13 protein-coding genes are annotated in these 13,407 nt (G+C 59.0%); 8 read left to right on the forward strand and 5 right to left on the reverse strand.

Annotation, left to right across the window (positions count from 1 at the left end):
* The first annotated feature begins 173 nt into the window (after positions 1–173).
* Positions 174–704, forward strand: coding sequence for an imm11 family protein (locus ACJ8IN_RS05620; RefSeq protein WP_060420618.1), 531 nt, complete (start codon positions 174–176; stop codon positions 702–704).
* Between the two features lie 43 nt (positions 705–747).
* Here the strand turns inward: ACJ8IN_RS05620 and ACJ8IN_RS05625 are convergent, their stop codons facing one another.
* Entirely contained in the window at positions 748–1,644 is an 897-nt protein-coding gene (locus ACJ8IN_RS05625) for a PhzF family phenazine biosynthesis protein (protein ID WP_060420621.1), read from the reverse strand.
* Positions 1,645–1,698: 54 nt separating this feature from the next.
* Positions 1,699–2,616 carry a DMT family transporter gene (locus ACJ8IN_RS05630; protein ID WP_060420624.1) on the reverse strand — a complete coding sequence of 306 codons (918 nt, stop codon included), beginning with the start codon at positions 2,614–2,616 and terminating at the stop codon, positions 1,699–1,701.
* Positions 2,617–2,797: 181 nt separating this feature from the next.
* On the opposite strand from ACJ8IN_RS05630, the gene ACJ8IN_RS05635 reads away from it, so the two are divergent.
* From ACJ8IN_RS05635 to ACJ8IN_RS05650, 4 genes are all read left to right on the forward strand, one after another.
* Entirely contained in the window at positions 2,798–3,667 is an 870-nt protein-coding gene (locus tag ACJ8IN_RS05635; protein WP_060420627.1) for a helix-turn-helix domain-containing protein, read from the forward strand.
* A gap of 17 nt (positions 3,668–3,684) precedes the next feature.
* The gene (locus ACJ8IN_RS05640; protein WP_060420630.1) at positions 3,685–4,119 is read left to right on the forward strand and encodes a glyoxalase/bleomycin resistance/dioxygenase family protein; all 435 of its coding nucleotides are present in this window, start codon (positions 3,685–3,687) and stop codon (positions 4,117–4,119) included.
* 310 nt (positions 4,120–4,429) lie between these two features.
* A complete protein-coding gene (locus ACJ8IN_RS05645) occupies positions 4,430–4,882 on the forward strand; it encodes a MoaF-related domain-containing protein (RefSeq protein ID WP_204275775.1) in 453 nt (150 codons plus the stop codon).
* Between the two features lie 9 nt (positions 4,883–4,891).
* Positions 4,892–5,383 (forward strand): nuclear transport factor 2 family protein, encoded by a 492-nt coding sequence (locus tag ACJ8IN_RS05650; protein WP_033648272.1) that lies wholly within the window; start codon positions 4,892–4,894, stop codon positions 5,381–5,383.
* Between the two features lie 171 nt (positions 5,384–5,554).
* On the opposite strand, the gene ACJ8IN_RS05655 is transcribed toward ACJ8IN_RS05650, so the two are convergent.
* The gene (locus tag ACJ8IN_RS05655) at positions 5,555–6,754 is read right to left on the reverse strand and encodes a multidrug efflux MFS transporter (protein WP_039566203.1); all 1,200 of its coding nucleotides are present in this window, start codon (positions 6,752–6,754) and stop codon (positions 5,555–5,557) included.
* Positions 6,755–6,980: 226 nt separating this feature from the next.
* Here ACJ8IN_RS05655 and ACJ8IN_RS05660 point away from each other — a divergent pair, with 226 nt between their 5' ends.
* The gene (locus ACJ8IN_RS05660; RefSeq protein WP_047567562.1) at positions 6,981–7,430 is read left to right on the forward strand and encodes a MarR family winged helix-turn-helix transcriptional regulator; all 450 of its coding nucleotides are present in this window, start codon (positions 6,981–6,983) and stop codon (positions 7,428–7,430) included.
* Positions 7,431–7,467: 37 nt separating this feature from the next.
* Here the strand turns inward: ACJ8IN_RS05660 and ACJ8IN_RS05665 are convergent, their stop codons facing one another.
* Positions 7,468–7,749: a YjcB family protein gene (locus ACJ8IN_RS05665; protein WP_033634498.1), complete on the reverse strand. Its 282-nt coding sequence runs from the start codon at positions 7,747–7,749 to the stop codon at positions 7,468–7,470.
* A gap of 294 nt (positions 7,750–8,043) precedes the next feature.
* On the opposite strand from ACJ8IN_RS05665, the gene mrdA reads away from it, so the two are divergent.
* Positions 8,044–9,969 carry a penicillin-binding protein 2 gene (gene mrdA, locus ACJ8IN_RS05670; protein ID WP_047567561.1) on the forward strand — a complete coding sequence of 642 codons (1,926 nt, stop codon included), beginning with the start codon at positions 8,044–8,046 and terminating at the stop codon, positions 9,967–9,969.
* A gap of 107 nt (positions 9,970–10,076) precedes the next feature.
* Entirely contained in the window at positions 10,077–11,795 is a 1,719-nt protein-coding gene (locus tag ACJ8IN_RS05675) for a penicillin-binding transpeptidase domain-containing protein (protein WP_060420633.1), read from the forward strand.
* A 118-nt stretch (positions 11,796–11,913) separates the two neighbouring features.
* On the opposite strand, the gene ACJ8IN_RS05680 is transcribed toward ACJ8IN_RS05675, so the two are convergent.
* Positions 11,914–13,152, reverse strand: a complete 1,239-nt coding sequence (locus ACJ8IN_RS05680) for a hypothetical protein (protein ID WP_060420636.1) — start codon at positions 13,150–13,152, stop codon at positions 11,914–11,916.
* Between the last annotated feature and the right edge of the window lie 255 nt (positions 13,153–13,407).

The raw sequence follows: 13,407 nt of genomic DNA on the forward strand, positions 1-13,407 counted from the left end.
CTAAGTTTGGTTTCTGATTATGCATTAAAAGAAAGGCTTAGTATACAATTGCCTATGATTGGTGCAGGATTGGGAGGTGGTGATTGGGATGCTATTTTTTCCCTAATCAAAGAGCGCTTAGCAAGAAAGAAAATAAAATGCAACATCGTTAAATTAGGTTGAATGAGAGTGACATGAACTTCTATACTTTCAGTAGCTTTACATTTGGCGATAACTTGATTTGTTTTCCCGATCCGAAATCAAGATTGTCCAGCTTTTTTATTTGGAATGAAGGTGATGGTAAGTTCCAATCCTACTCACTGCCAAAAGGGAAAATGCCAAGCGCTTTGAGTAGCGACATTTTTAATTTGCATGACTATTTTCCTGCCAGTCTCGGAATTCCAATTTTTTCAAAAAGAGCTAAGGCTGTATTTGAACGCAAGGTTTCGTCTGAGATGTTATTCTATGAATGTGCGGTAGAAAACGTAACTGAAACGATTTTTCTGTGTAAAGTGAATAATTATTTTCCAATTATTGATGAGGAAGCCTCGACGTTCAGAGAACTTGAAGATGGAAGCAAGCTCATTGATGTGCCTGCTTACAAGTGTGACAGGGAGTTCTTTATTGCTAGGGATAGCATCTATTGTGAAAGAATAATTGTCTCTCAGCAGTTTGTTGACCTATGTAATGAAGAACAGCTAAACATAGGCTTTGAGCGTTGCTAATTGACGTTCCCAAAAGATGCTCACTATCCTCTTACCCCCCAAACTAAATACCCAATGTGCCATCAATCAGGGTGCGGCAGTGCCCGCCGATCCAGGGTTCGCCGTCAATAAAGCGCACGCTCACGCGGCCATCTCGATTCAGTTGGGTGCCCTGGCGCACCTGGTAGCCCTGTGCGGTCTGGCCGCCGTCGGGAAAGCGGCTGGCCTTCAATAAGCGCGCCAGGCAGGCGTTGGCGCTGCCGGTCACCGGATCTTCAATCAAGGCGCCGCATTCCACCATAAACGCGCGCATTTCGTAATCGGCCGGTTCGGTTGCGGAGCAGGCGCCATAGATCACCACGCCATCCACATCACACGCCGTTTGCAACTGTTTAATCGTGGCCTGATCCGGCGTCACCGCCAGGCAGGATTGTGCGTCCGGCAGGCGCACCATCAGCCAGCGAATGCCCATCTCGGCAATCACCGGCAGAGAGCTTGCTGCCATCACCGCGGGCCGTAAAGCGGCCATCAGCCGTTCTGTTTCCTCAGCGGCCATTGGGCGGAACTCAACTTCGGGCGCGGCGAACGCCAATGTGCCTTCCGGCTGGATATCGACCGCCACCAGGCCGACGCCGCATTCCTGCATCACCGTCCCAGGCCGTTTAGGCGTCAAACCGGCTTCCAGCAGGGCGTGGGCGGTGCCCAGCGTCGGGTGGCCGGCGAAGGGCAGCTCTTTTTCGGTGGTGAAAATGCGCACCTTATAATCCGCCGCCGGGTGCGTCGGTTTAAGCACAAAGGTGGTTTCCGAAAGGTTGGTCCAACGGGCCAATGCCAGCATTTGCGCGCTGCTCAGCCCCTCGGCCTCCAGCACCACCGCCACGGGGTTGCCCTGCAGCGGCGTACGGGTAAACACGTCCACCTGTTTGTAGGCGCGGGGTGTCACATCATCACTTCTGAGCATTTGCCATCATCCGTTATCAACAAAACCTGATGATAACGATATTCGCCAATGGCTTCAAAGGGTTGAGTTTTGTTTCGCGATACCTGGCCGTCGCCATTTCAGCCCCGGCTTGGCGAACATCACCAGGTTGCCCAGTAGGATCAGGCACAGGCCCAGCACGGCGTTGAAGTGCCACTGATAGCCTTCGTAGATCGTTGAGATGGTCAGCGCTACCAGCGGGAACAGCAGGGTGCTGTAAGCCGCCGCGCCGGCGCCGATGCGGCCGAGCAGGCTGAAGTAGGCGGCGAAGGCGATCACCGACCCGAAAATCGCCAGGTACAGCAGGGAGCCGATATAGCGGCTGCTGAATTCGATCTGGAACGATGCGCCCTGCGCCAAGGCGATCAGCGTCATCAACAGCGCGCCGTAGGTCATGGCGTAGGTGTTGGTGGAAAAGATATCCAGCCCGCGGCGCTGATGGCGCGTGCTGATCATGTTGCCCAGCGAGAAGCCGTAGGTGCCGAGCGCGCTCAGGCCGATGCCTTTGAGCAGCTCCGGCGCCATGCGGGTGGCGGCCAGATCTTGCCAAAACAGCGCCACGATGCCGGTCAAACCCAGCAGCGCCGCCGGCAGCAGGTTGGGGCTGGGACGCTGGCGGAAAAACAGCAGGCTGTTGAGGGCGTTGAACAGCACCGCCATCGAGAAAATCACCGATTCCAGCCCGCTGCTGATGTAGGCCGCCGCGTGGTAGAAGCAGAAGAAGTTGAAGCCGAACACGCAGCAGCCCTGCAGCACGCAGAACAGATGATCGCGCGGGGCGAGGCGGCGCAGGCGGCGTGTTAGCAACAGCACGGCGAACATCACCGCGGCGGAAATGGCGAAGCGGTAAGCGATCGATACGGGAATGGCCACCGGGCCTTCCTGTTGCAGGGTGATCGCAATCCAGGTGGTGCCCCAAATCAGCACTACGGCGAGGTACAACAGCGCATTCATTCTATTTGTTACTCCGAAAAAACCGATGGCGCAGTATCCGCTTTGGCGCGCGGCGGCGCTTGCAGCGCTTTGCGCCCAGTTGCATATTCTTGCGCTTTTTTTGCCAAAAGCGCGGGGCGGCGGCTGGTATGCGGCGGCGCCACTCTTTACACTGTCTGCATGTCGAACAACGGGGCCGGCGATGTCCAACTATCAGGCGTTTGAAACACTGCGTGAGCACAAGGCGCGGCTGCACGGCAGCGTGCTGCTGGGCACCGGCGTGGAGCTGGCCGCCTGGTCCAACTGCAACGATCGCGTCACGCAGGAAAGCGCCGACCACCATACCCTGAGCCTGTACGTCGCCGACGGCTATGAGTGCTACCAGCAGGTGCCGGGCGGCTGGCGCAACGGCGGCGGGCCGGATCGGTTCTGCATCATGCCGCGCCAATACGCCTCCACCTGGGACGTGCGCAGCGATCTGTCGTTCGTGCACCTGTATTGCACCGACGGGCATCTGCGGCAGCTGGCGGAGCAGACCTGGGATCGCAGCCCGGCGGCGATCAACGTAGAGCCGCGTAGCTTCGGCGAAGATCCGCGGATCACGCTGCTGTATCGCCAGTTTTTGCTCAACTGCGACTGGCGGGACAGCGCCAATCTGCTGGCGCTCAGCAGCGCGTCGAACCTGCTGATGTCGCATCTGATCCAGCGTTACAGTCAGCTGCAGTGGAAGCTGCCGCAGGCGCGCGGCGGCCTGGCGCCTGCGGTGGCAAGGCGGGTGCGGGAATATATCGAAAACCACCTCGATCGGCCTTTGCTGTTGACGGATCTGGCGGCGCAGGCCGGGTTGAGCGAATACCATTTCGCCCGCATGTTCAAGCACGCCACCGGGTTGGCGCCGCACCAGTTTGTGATGCGCGCCCGGCTGCAGCGGGCGGAACGGCTGCTGCGGCACAGCCAACAGCCGATCACCGAGATCGCGCTGGCGTGCGGCTTCAGCTCCGCCAGCCATTTCAGCAACCGCTTCAAGGCGGCCTATGGATTTGCTCCGCTGCAGGTGCGGCAGGGGCGCTAACCGAAAGGGAGTGCAGCATGGATCAACAGTTTGCCGGGCTGGGCGTGTTGTTTGTCGCCGGATTCGGGCCCATCACGCGTGAGAGCGACGAGAGCAAGGCGTTTTATGTCGAGGCGCTGGGGTTGCCGCTCAAGCCGATGCCGGGCAACGAAACCTATCTGCTATCGGAGCAAGGCGCGCTGGACGGCGTGAAGCATTTCGCCCTGTGGCCGCTGGCGCAGGCGGCGCAGTCCTGCTTTGGCGACGATCGCTGGCCGGCGGATCTCGCGCTGCCGCAGGCGTGGATCGAGTTCGACGTGGCCGACATGGCGGCCGCCACCCAGGGGCTGGTCGATCGCGGTTATCGGCTGTTGGTCGCCAACCGCGAAGAGCCGTGGGGGCAGAGCGTTACCCGTTTGCTCAGCCCGGAAGGGTTGCTGGTCGGCGTCACCTATACGCCCTGGCTGCGTTAAACGCTACGCCGTTCGCCGCCGCCTTTCGGGGGTGGGCGGCTTAAGAACAAATACGCATTAGCTTAAAGCGATCTGCGCTATAGACCCATCAAATCTCCGAGCAGTCTCCCTTCCTGAAAGCAGAAATTCCGTTCATTGCGTAAAAACCAATGGCCAGAACGCGCTATTGCCATGCCATTCCGCGGCGATTTTTCGCCGTCTTTTTTCGCCGCCAGGTGCCTGATAGGAATAGAGATTATTCTTATATTTCTGCCCATTGCCAAATTATGATAATGATTCTCGTTTTCAACCACGGAAAGGAGAAGGAACGATGAAAACAGTGAAGAGAACGGGCATCGCGCTGGCGATAGCCCTGACTTTCCCCCTCGCATTACCCGCCGCTACGGCGGCGCAACCCTCCCTGACTAACAGTAAGGCGGCAACGATGACGGAAAAACACGGGCAGTTCATTGCGGTCGGTAAAGTGGTGCAGGTGACCTTCGGCGATTTCGCCTTCAAGCTGGATTTTACCGATGACAAGACCATGACGTTCACCGGTATCGGCGAGGCGTCGCAGGGCATCACCGACACCGTGCAGTACACCGCGGTGGAGATCCGGCCAAAGGTCTATATGGTCTATTGGCATGAGCCGCAGTCCGGCGACAACGTGACGCATATCGAGGACTTTGAGCGCGGCGAGGTGTACACCAACATCGCCGCCAAGGATGGCAGCTTCACCCATCTGAAAGGGCAGCTGAAAATCGTAGGTCACTCAGGAAAATAAGGAGCAGTTATGAAAAAGGCATTGATCACCTGTGCGATCGTCGGCGGCTTGCTGGCGAGTTACCCGGCGCTGTCGACGGATCAGGCGGCGTCTGACAAATCGGCCGGCAAAGGCGGTTATCATCATGCTCAGCAGAAGCTGAAGGTGGTGGAAGACCTGTACGCGGGCTTTTTCAATCGCCACGACATCGGCGTGGCGCAGAAGCTGATTGTGGAAAACTACAAGCAGCATAACCCGTTCGTCGGCGACGGCATCAAGCCGTTCCTGGATTTCTTCAGCCAGACCTTTAAAGACAATCCGCAGTACAGCGCCAAAATATACCGCAGCGCGGTCAACGGCGATTTGGTCTACGTTCACGTCAAATACCAAAATAACCCGCAGGATCGCGGTACCGCCAGCGTGGATATTTACCGGGTGAACGATCAGGGGAAAATCACCGAGCATTGGGACGTCAATCAGGATGTGCCGGAAAAATCGGCCAACGACAATACCATGTTCTGATCCGCAAGGGCCGCTGCGGCGGCCCTCAACACACCCGCAACACTTTATTTACTTACATAAATACCAAACGATCGCCGCGTCGAGTAGGCTACGGCCGCCTTTGGCAGTGGTGGCACGGTTGATGGGCGTCATTGTCCCGCCACTGCTTGAGGCGTTTCCCCGCATTCCCCGTTATCCCGCGCGTTGGCTCTCCACTTTTTTGAACTGATGGCGCAGCTGCAGCGCATTGCAAAGCACCAACACCGCCGTCACGGCGAACACCCAGCGGAACCCCATCATCGCCGAAATGCCCGACCCCAGCAGCGGGCCAACCACGTTGCCCAGGTACATAAAGGATTGGTTATAGCCGAAGATGCGCCCGGTCACCTGATCGGAGGAATACTTCAGCAGCAGCGCCTGCACCGCCGGCATCAGCGCGCCGTCGGCGAAGCCGAGCAGGAAACGCAGAATGCCCAGCTGCAGCGGCGTATTGACCCAGGCCATCACGGCGAACAGGCCGGTGGTGAACAGCAGCGCGGCGATCAGGATGCGCGCGGTGCCGATGCGATCGCCGAGCCGCCCGAGGCGCGGCGCCGAGATCAGCGCTGCAATGCCGGGCACGGCGGCGATCATGCCGCTGACAAAGGCGATATTGCTGACGTCGCCGGACAGCTCGCGGATGAACAGCGTCAGGATCGGGCTGATGGACGAGTTGGCCAGCTGGATCATCAGGGTGCAAACGAACAGGGTGAGGATCAGCGTCGGATAGGGCAGCGAACGGAACACCGCCTTGCCGCTCAGCTGATCCGCTTTTTTCACCGTGATGCGCCGCTCTTTAATCAGGAACAGCGTCACCAGGAAACTGACGAACATCAGCCCGGCGGTGACGAAAAACACTACCCGCAGCCCCAGATGGTCGGCCATCAGCCCACCCAGCAGCGGCCCGGCGATCACGCCGGAGATCTGCCCGGTAGAAAGCGTGCCCAGCGCCCAGCCGCTTTTATCGCGCGGCACCTGCGAGGCGACCAGCGCCATGGCGTTGGGAATATAGCCGGACGTCAGCCCCATCAGGGCGCGCAGCGCGAACAGCTGCCAGACGTTGGTGGCCAGCCCCTGCAGCGCGATGACGATCGCCATGCCCAGCGAGGCGCGCAGCAGCATCAGCTTGCGGCCTTTGCGGTCGGCCAGGCTGCCCCACAGCGGCGACACCACCGCCGAGACCAAAAAGGTGCCGCTGAACACCAGCCCGGACCACAGGCTGAGGGATTGGTGATCGCTGACGCCGAGCTGTTCGACGTACAGCGGCAGAAAAGGGAGGATTTGGCTCATCGCCAGCCCGGTGAAGAAACACCCGAGCCAGACCGAGATCAGATTGACTTTCCACGCTTCCATCGGCTTACCGTACCACGTTGAATAAGGAGGGATTTATTGAGCAAAATAATAATAACACTGCAAATTAATCGGCGAGAGGCAATGCGTGAGCAAACGTAACCCTGCCGACGCAGTGTCTTTTTGCTATATATTAATAGCTATATTATCATAGGTAACTGGGTTAAGCCAGAGCCGCGCGATCCGGCGGTGTGAAAGCAGAGATAAACTGAACGCTAGATTGATGCCAATGAAAAAAGATCATCCTGAAGACGTGACGCTGCTGCGCACGCAGTTAATGTCGCTGGTGCGCCGTATGCGGCGCGAATCGCGCAGCGACGAAAAATCCTGGGCCCAGCTGATGCTGTTGGGGGCTATCGATCGCCACGGCGGCGAGGCGACGCCGTCGCTGCTGGCGGAATCGGAGCGCATGCGTTCCTCAAACCTGGCGGCCGCGTTGCGTGAGCTGGAGGCCGATGGGCTGCTGGTGCGCACGCCGGATGCCGAAGACAAACGCCGGGTGCGGGTGCGCCTGACGCCCGCCGGGCTTGGCCTGCTGCAGGAGAGCCGTACCCGGCGCGAGGCGTGGTTGCTGGCGGCGATGGAAAACTGTTTAACGGAGCGGGAGCAGGCGCTGTTGATTGAGGCGGGGGCCTTGATGGCGCGGCTGGCGGCGGCGCCATCAACGGAAACGGAATAATCGGCGGGGCGGCCGGTGCGTCGCCCCCGCGGCGAGGTTACGGCATCGGCCAATCGACCGGCATGGTACTGACCACGTCCACGTAGCGATCCCAGGCCGATGACCAGAATTGGGTGAAAGCTTCCAAGGTGAGGTGGATGCCCATCAGGCCCATCACGAACCAGCAGGCGGTAAACAGGCCCAGGCTGCTGAACATGAACGCCATGCCGTTACGGCTGGTTTTACGGCAAACGACGTTTAACTGGCTGGCGAAGAACATCATCACGGCGCTCAGCAACTCCCAGCGCATCATGACTAAACCGGTGGCAATGGTACTCATCGAACTCGATCCTATGTAACAAAAATCCGCATCCGGCAGGGCGCCGACAGGGAAATGCGGGGGAATATCGGGAATATTGTGATTCAGATCACATTATAGCATTGGGGCGAACGGCGGCTCAATGGGAAGCGCGGTGAAAAAAACGCCGCCGGTAACATTCCAATATGCTGAAACAGTTATGCCATTTCATTAGCAACCTTTTCATGGGGCGGTGCGCCCGATAACGCTATGCTTGCCGGCTTTTCAGTTCCCTGATTTTGCGGGGAAATGTGACGCAAAAGGTATCGGCACCGCATGGCCCTGTTAAAAGAAACAATTCGCGACCACTCTGCGGAAGAGAGGCTGTTTATCCGCCGGGCAGGCGTGGCGCTGGCGCTGGTGGTGGTCTGTTTCGGCGCGCTGATCGTCAACCTCTACCGGCTGCAAATCCGCCAGCACGGCTTTTACCAGACGCGCTCCAACCAGAACGACATCAAAATGCTGCCGATCGCCCCCAGCCGGGGGCTGATCTTCGATCGCAACGGCACGCCTTTGGTGCGAAACGTGACACTGTATCGTATCGAGATCACGCCCAGCAAAATCAGCGACATGGCGGCACTGCTGCAGGCGCTGACGCCGATCGTCGACCTGACGCCGGAAGATATCAGCGCGTTTCGCGACGACATGCACCACAACAGCCGCTACAAACCGGTGACGCTCAAAGCCGGGCTGAGCGACACCGAGGTGGCGCGCTTTGCCGTCAATCAATACCGTTTCGACGGAGTGACGATCGATACCTATCAACAGCGTGAATATCCTTACGGCGCCCAGCTGGCGCACGTGCTGGGCTATGTGTCGAAGATCAACGACAGCGATCTCAAACGCCTGGACAAGGCCGGGCTGAGCGAGAACTATGCCGCCGACCGCAACATCGGCAAACAGGGCATCGAGGCCTATTACGAGGCCGAACTGCACGGCACCACCGGCTATCAGGAGGTGGAGGTGGATAATCACGGTCGCGTGATCCGCCTGCTGAAAGAGCAGCCACCGAAGGCCGGCAAGAACATCTACCTGACGCTGGATCTGCCGCTGCAGCAGTACATTGAATCGGTGCTGAAGGGGCAGCGCGCCGCGGTGGTGGTGGAAGATCCGCGCGACGGCGGCATCCTGGCGATGGTTTCCAGCCCCAGCTACGATCCCAATCCTTTCGTCAAAGGCATCGGCTATCAGGCCTATAAGGCGCTGCTGACCAACCCGGATTTGCCGCTGATCAACCGCGTCACCCAGGGCTTATACCCGCCGGCGTCGACGGTGAAGCCCTACATGGCCGTTTCGGCGCTGTTCGCCGGCGTGATAACGCCCACCACCACCTTTTTCGGCGCCCCGACCTGGACGCTGCCCGGTACCGAGCGCCGCTACCGCGACTGGCTGAAAACCGGCCACGGCATGCTCAACGTCACCAAAGCGATCGAGGAATCCGCCGACACCTTCTTTTATCAGGTGGCGTATGAAATGGGCATCGATCGTATCCACCACTGGCTGAGCCAGTTCGGCTACGGCCAGTCCACCGGCATCGATCTGAACGAAGAGTACCGCGGCGTGCTGCCGAGCCGCGACTGGAAGCTGAAGGTGCACAAAAAAGGGTGGTATCAGGGGGATACGGTTTCGGTGGGCATCGGCCAGGGGTATTGGGTGGCGACGCCGATCCAGATGGTGAAAGCGCTGACCACGCTGATCAACAACGGCCAGGTGAAAACGCCGCACCTGCTGTATTCGCTGCAGCAGGACAACCGGGTGACGCGCTACCCGCCGCCGGCGAAAACGGCGCAGATCGGCGATCCCCATTCGCCTTACTGGGGCATCGTGCGCAATGGCATGTACGGCATGGCCAATCTGCCGAACGGCACCGGGTACAAGCTGTTCCACACCGCGCCGTATCAGATCGCCGCCAAATCCGGCACTTCGCAGGTATTCAGCCTGAAGCAAAACCAGACCTACAACGCCAAAATGATCCCGGTGCGGCTGCGCGATCACATCTTCTATACGCTGTTCGCGCCTTACAAAAAACCACGGGTGGCGATGGCGCTGATCCTGGAAAACGGCGGCGGTAACGGCGTGGTGGCGGGGCCGACCGCGCGCGCCATCCTCGACCATATTTTTGACCCGGCCAACGCGCCGCAGCCCGGCGATGCGGGGCAAAGTAAACCGCAGTTAAACGACAGTGCCGATGTGCAACGGTGAGGCGGTTTGTTTTTACTTTCTTACAAACTGCAATCTCCTGACCATTTCCGGCAAGGTAGACTGAAATAACACCATAAACCGAATAAAAACGCAGGGTTAACACAACAGTGGCGCCATCGACCAAAAAAAGCGGTAAAACCTATTCCACAGTTCGTTTCGGCTGGGTTTGCGCCGGCATGCTGGTCTGTTTTTTTCTGTTGGCGTTCAGGGTCGGTTACCTGCAACTGCTGGAGCACCAGCAGCTGGCGGATCAGGCCGACCAGCGTTCGATCCGCACCCAGGTGGTGCCGACCAACCGCGCCATGATCACCGATCGCAACGATGAGGCGCTGGCGGTCAGCGTGTCGTCCAAAGACATCGTGCTGGATCCGAAGCATATTCTCGATTCCCAGACCGACACCGGCAACGAGCGCTGGCAGAGCATGGCCAACGTGCTGAAGATCCCGCTGGCGGACGTGCAGCATCTGATCCAGAGCAACGCGCACAAGCGTTTCGTCTATCTGGCGCGCAAGGTGGAGGACGACAACGCCGCTTACATCAGCAAACTGCACCTGACCGGCGTCAGCACCGAGCAGGATTTCAGCCGCTTTTATCCGATGGGCCAGGACGCCGCCGGGCTGATCGGCATCGTCGGCCAGGACAACCAGGGGCTGGAGGGCATCGAGCTGGGCTTCAACCCGCTGTTGCAGGGCAAAAACGGCCTGCGGGTCTATCAGAAGGACGGCAGCGGCGCGGTGATCGGCGTGCTTAAAAGCGTGGATCCGGTGCCGCCGCCGAACGTGACGCTCAGCATCGACAAATTTATCCAGTACGTGCTCTATGCGCAGATCCGCGACGGCGTGGTGGCCAACCAGGCCGACTCCGGCTGTGCGGTGCTGGTCAAAATCGACACCGGCGAGATCCTCGGCATGGCCAGTTACCCGTCGTTCAACCCCAACAACTATGCCGGCACCCCGGCGAAAGACATTCGCAACGTGTGCAGCAGCGACAGCTTCGAACCAGGCTCGACGGTGAAACCGGTGGTGGTGATGGTGGGGCTGGAACATAAGCTGATCCGGCCGGATACGGTGCTGGACACCACGCCGTATCGGGTGAACGGTCACCTGATTAAAGACGTCGGCCACTGGTCGAAGCTGACCATCACCGGCGTGCTGCAAAAATCGAGCGACATCGCGGTATCGCACATTGCGCTGGCGCTGCCGGCCACGGTGCTGCCGGCGGTCTACCGCAGCTTTGGCCTGGGGCGGCCGACCGAGCTCGGCATCGGCAACGAGAGCAGCGGCTATCTGCCGCAGCATCGTGAACGCTGGGCCGATATCGAACGCGCTACCTTCTCCTTCGGCTATGGGCTGCGCGTGACGCCGCTGCAGATGGCGCGCGAGTACGCCGCGATCGGTTCCTTCGGCATTTATCGGCCGCTGTCGATCACCAAGGTGACGCCGCCGGTGATGGGACAACGCATTTTGCCGGCGGATACGGTACGCTCCGTGGTGCATATGATGGAGAGCGACGCCTTACCGGGCGGCAGCGGGGTGAGCGCCGCGGTGCCGGGCTACCGGCTGGCGATCAAAACCGGTACCGCCGAGAAAATGGGCCCGAGCGGCAAATACGACGGCGGCTACATCAACTACACCGCCGGCGTGGCGCCGGCCAGCGATCCGCAGGTGGCGCTGGTGGTGATGGTCAACAACCCGAAAGCCGGCAAGCACTTCGGCGGTTCGGTGGCCGGGCCGGTGTTCGGCAAGATCATGGCCCAGGTGTTGGAGCACATGAATATTCTGCCGGACGCCCAGCCGCTTAACGTGGTGTCGTCGGTCAAGGGGTAACCGATCTGCAGGCGCTTCAGCGCCTGCAGATCGGCGTTCACCAGCCCGGCGTCGCGGGCGAACAGCGCGTCGACCATGCCCGGCTGGCGGCGATGCTTCAGTGTAGATCCCGACGCGTTCAGAAGTAGTAACCGATGTTCACGTTGGTGCGGAAATACCATTTATTGCTGCCGGAGGATTGGGTGCCGGTCCAGCCGGTGGCGTTTTCCACGCCGCCCCACGGGTTGGCGTTCTGCGCCCAGGTCAGATCCACCCACAGCATCACCGGCATGGCGAACACCTGAACCCCCAGCGTGTTCATTTTGGAATCTGAGCCGCCGTGCCTGTCTTTCCATAGCACGCTGTAGTCGTTGTAGAACCGCAGCTTTTTCACCGGCCCCCAGGGCACGTCGACGTCGCGCGCCAGGTTGATGGCGGCGGTGGTGGCCTGCGACGGGATCAGATAGGCCGGTGTCAGGCCGTTGCCCCCCATCAGGATCACCGAATTGTTGGCCCCGGCCGGGCCTTTGGCGTCGTAACCGTAGCGGATCACCTGGCCGGACAGATGCCAGGGATCGTAATTCACCAGCGTATGTAAACCCGCCGCCCAGAAGCTGCCGTTATCGCCGGTCGCCTGGTTATAGAGCCGCGAGGCCGCCAGCGAACCGCCAAGCTCATTGTCCCAGCCGCCCTGATGGAAAGCGCGCGTCAGCCGCAGGTTTACCTGATCGCGTTTTTCGTTGCGCTGCAGGTGCTGTGACGCATAGTTGGTGTTTTTCAGATCGTCGTAGCTGGCGACGTCGGGGGCGTAACGCACGCCGGTCGGCATCATGCGCGGGTAGTAGGCGGCGTCGAAGGCCCAATCGTCATGCTGATATTGGTATTTGGCGCCCAGCCCGGTGTTGACGCCAAAGCCGAGGTAAAACGGAATGCCGTACGACCAGCCGAACTGCGGGTAGGGCATCAGGCCGAACGGTTTGAACGGGGCGCCAAGCTGCACGGCGGAACGTTCAGACAGGTGGTAACCGACATAGGCGCGGTCGATGGCGTATTTGCGCCGATCCTGAAACCAGAATCCGCTATCGAAAAACGCGTCGTTTATCTGGCCGGCGGCATCGATGCGAAAGGCGTCAAAGCGTAAATGCGGCGGATTCCGATAATTGCTGCTGTGCCAGTCTTCATAGCGATAATTGGCACGCAGCGCGCCGCCGATATCAATATTCTTTTTATTATCCTCGCTTTGCCAATGAATATGCGGCAATGCCGGACGGCTTTTTTTTACCGGTGCCGCGGTGGCGGCAGCGTCGTTGGGCAATGCGGCGGTGGCCGCATAACTCACTGGTGAAACAAGAAAAAAACAAAGCGTGATCGTGCGCATGCCTGGCCCCTGATGAAAGTAGACTGTTTATTAAGGCGAGCGAGTTTCACCTGTGAACAGGGCATTTACGCTCATTGGTTTTATATTTGAGACGATTTTATTGTGCGTTTCATATATTAAATTCAGCGTCGGTTAATATATGAAACTTTGTTTCTTGTTTAATGGAAAAACTATAAATCCGGTATTAAACAAGTCAAGAAATAAAAATGAGAGTTGACGGGCAATACCGATTATTGGGCGCCTTGGCCTGCGGGG

The sequence above is a fragment of the Serratia sp. CY31944 genome (genome assembly GCF_052169175.1).
Taxonomy (GTDB): Bacteria; Pseudomonadota; Gammaproteobacteria; order Enterobacterales; family Enterobacteriaceae; genus Serratia; species Serratia sarumanii.

Excerpts from the sequence above, each read along its gene's own strand:
- ACJ8IN_RS05620 (WP_060420618.1), top strand. The coding sequence starts at position 174 with ATGAACTTCTATACTTTCAGTAGCTTTACATTTGGCGATAACTTGATT.
- ACJ8IN_RS05625 (WP_060420621.1), bottom strand. The coding sequence starts at position 1,644 with ATGCTCAGAAGTGATGATGTGACACCCCGCGCCTACAAACAGGTGGAC.
- ACJ8IN_RS05630 (WP_060420624.1), bottom strand. The coding sequence starts at position 2,616 with ATGAATGCGCTGTTGTACCTCGCCGTAGTGCTGATTTGGGGCACCACC.
- ACJ8IN_RS05635 (WP_060420627.1), top strand. The coding sequence starts at position 2,798 with ATGTCCAACTATCAGGCGTTTGAAACACTGCGTGAGCACAAGGCGCGG.
- ACJ8IN_RS05640 (WP_060420630.1), top strand. The coding sequence starts at position 3,685 with ATGGATCAACAGTTTGCCGGGCTGGGCGTGTTGTTTGTCGCCGGATTC.
- ACJ8IN_RS05645 (WP_204275775.1), top strand. The coding sequence starts at position 4,430 with ATGAAAACAGTGAAGAGAACGGGCATCGCGCTGGCGATAGCCCTGACT.
- ACJ8IN_RS05650 (WP_033648272.1), top strand. The coding sequence starts at position 4,892 with ATGAAAAAGGCATTGATCACCTGTGCGATCGTCGGCGGCTTGCTGGCG.
- ACJ8IN_RS05655 (WP_039566203.1), bottom strand. The coding sequence starts at position 6,754 with ATGGAAGCGTGGAAAGTCAATCTGATCTCGGTCTGGCTCGGGTGTTTC.
- ACJ8IN_RS05660 (WP_047567562.1), top strand. The coding sequence starts at position 6,981 with ATGAAAAAAGATCATCCTGAAGACGTGACGCTGCTGCGCACGCAGTTA.
- ACJ8IN_RS05665 (WP_033634498.1), bottom strand. The coding sequence starts at position 7,749 with ATGAGTACCATTGCCACCGGTTTAGTCATGATGCGCTGGGAGTTGCTG.
- mrdA (WP_047567561.1), top strand. The coding sequence starts at position 8,044 with ATGGCCCTGTTAAAAGAAACAATTCGCGACCACTCTGCGGAAGAGAGG.
- ACJ8IN_RS05680 (WP_060420636.1), bottom strand. The coding sequence starts at position 13,152 with ATGCGCACGATCACGCTTTGTTTTTTTCTTGTTTCACCAGTGAGTTAT.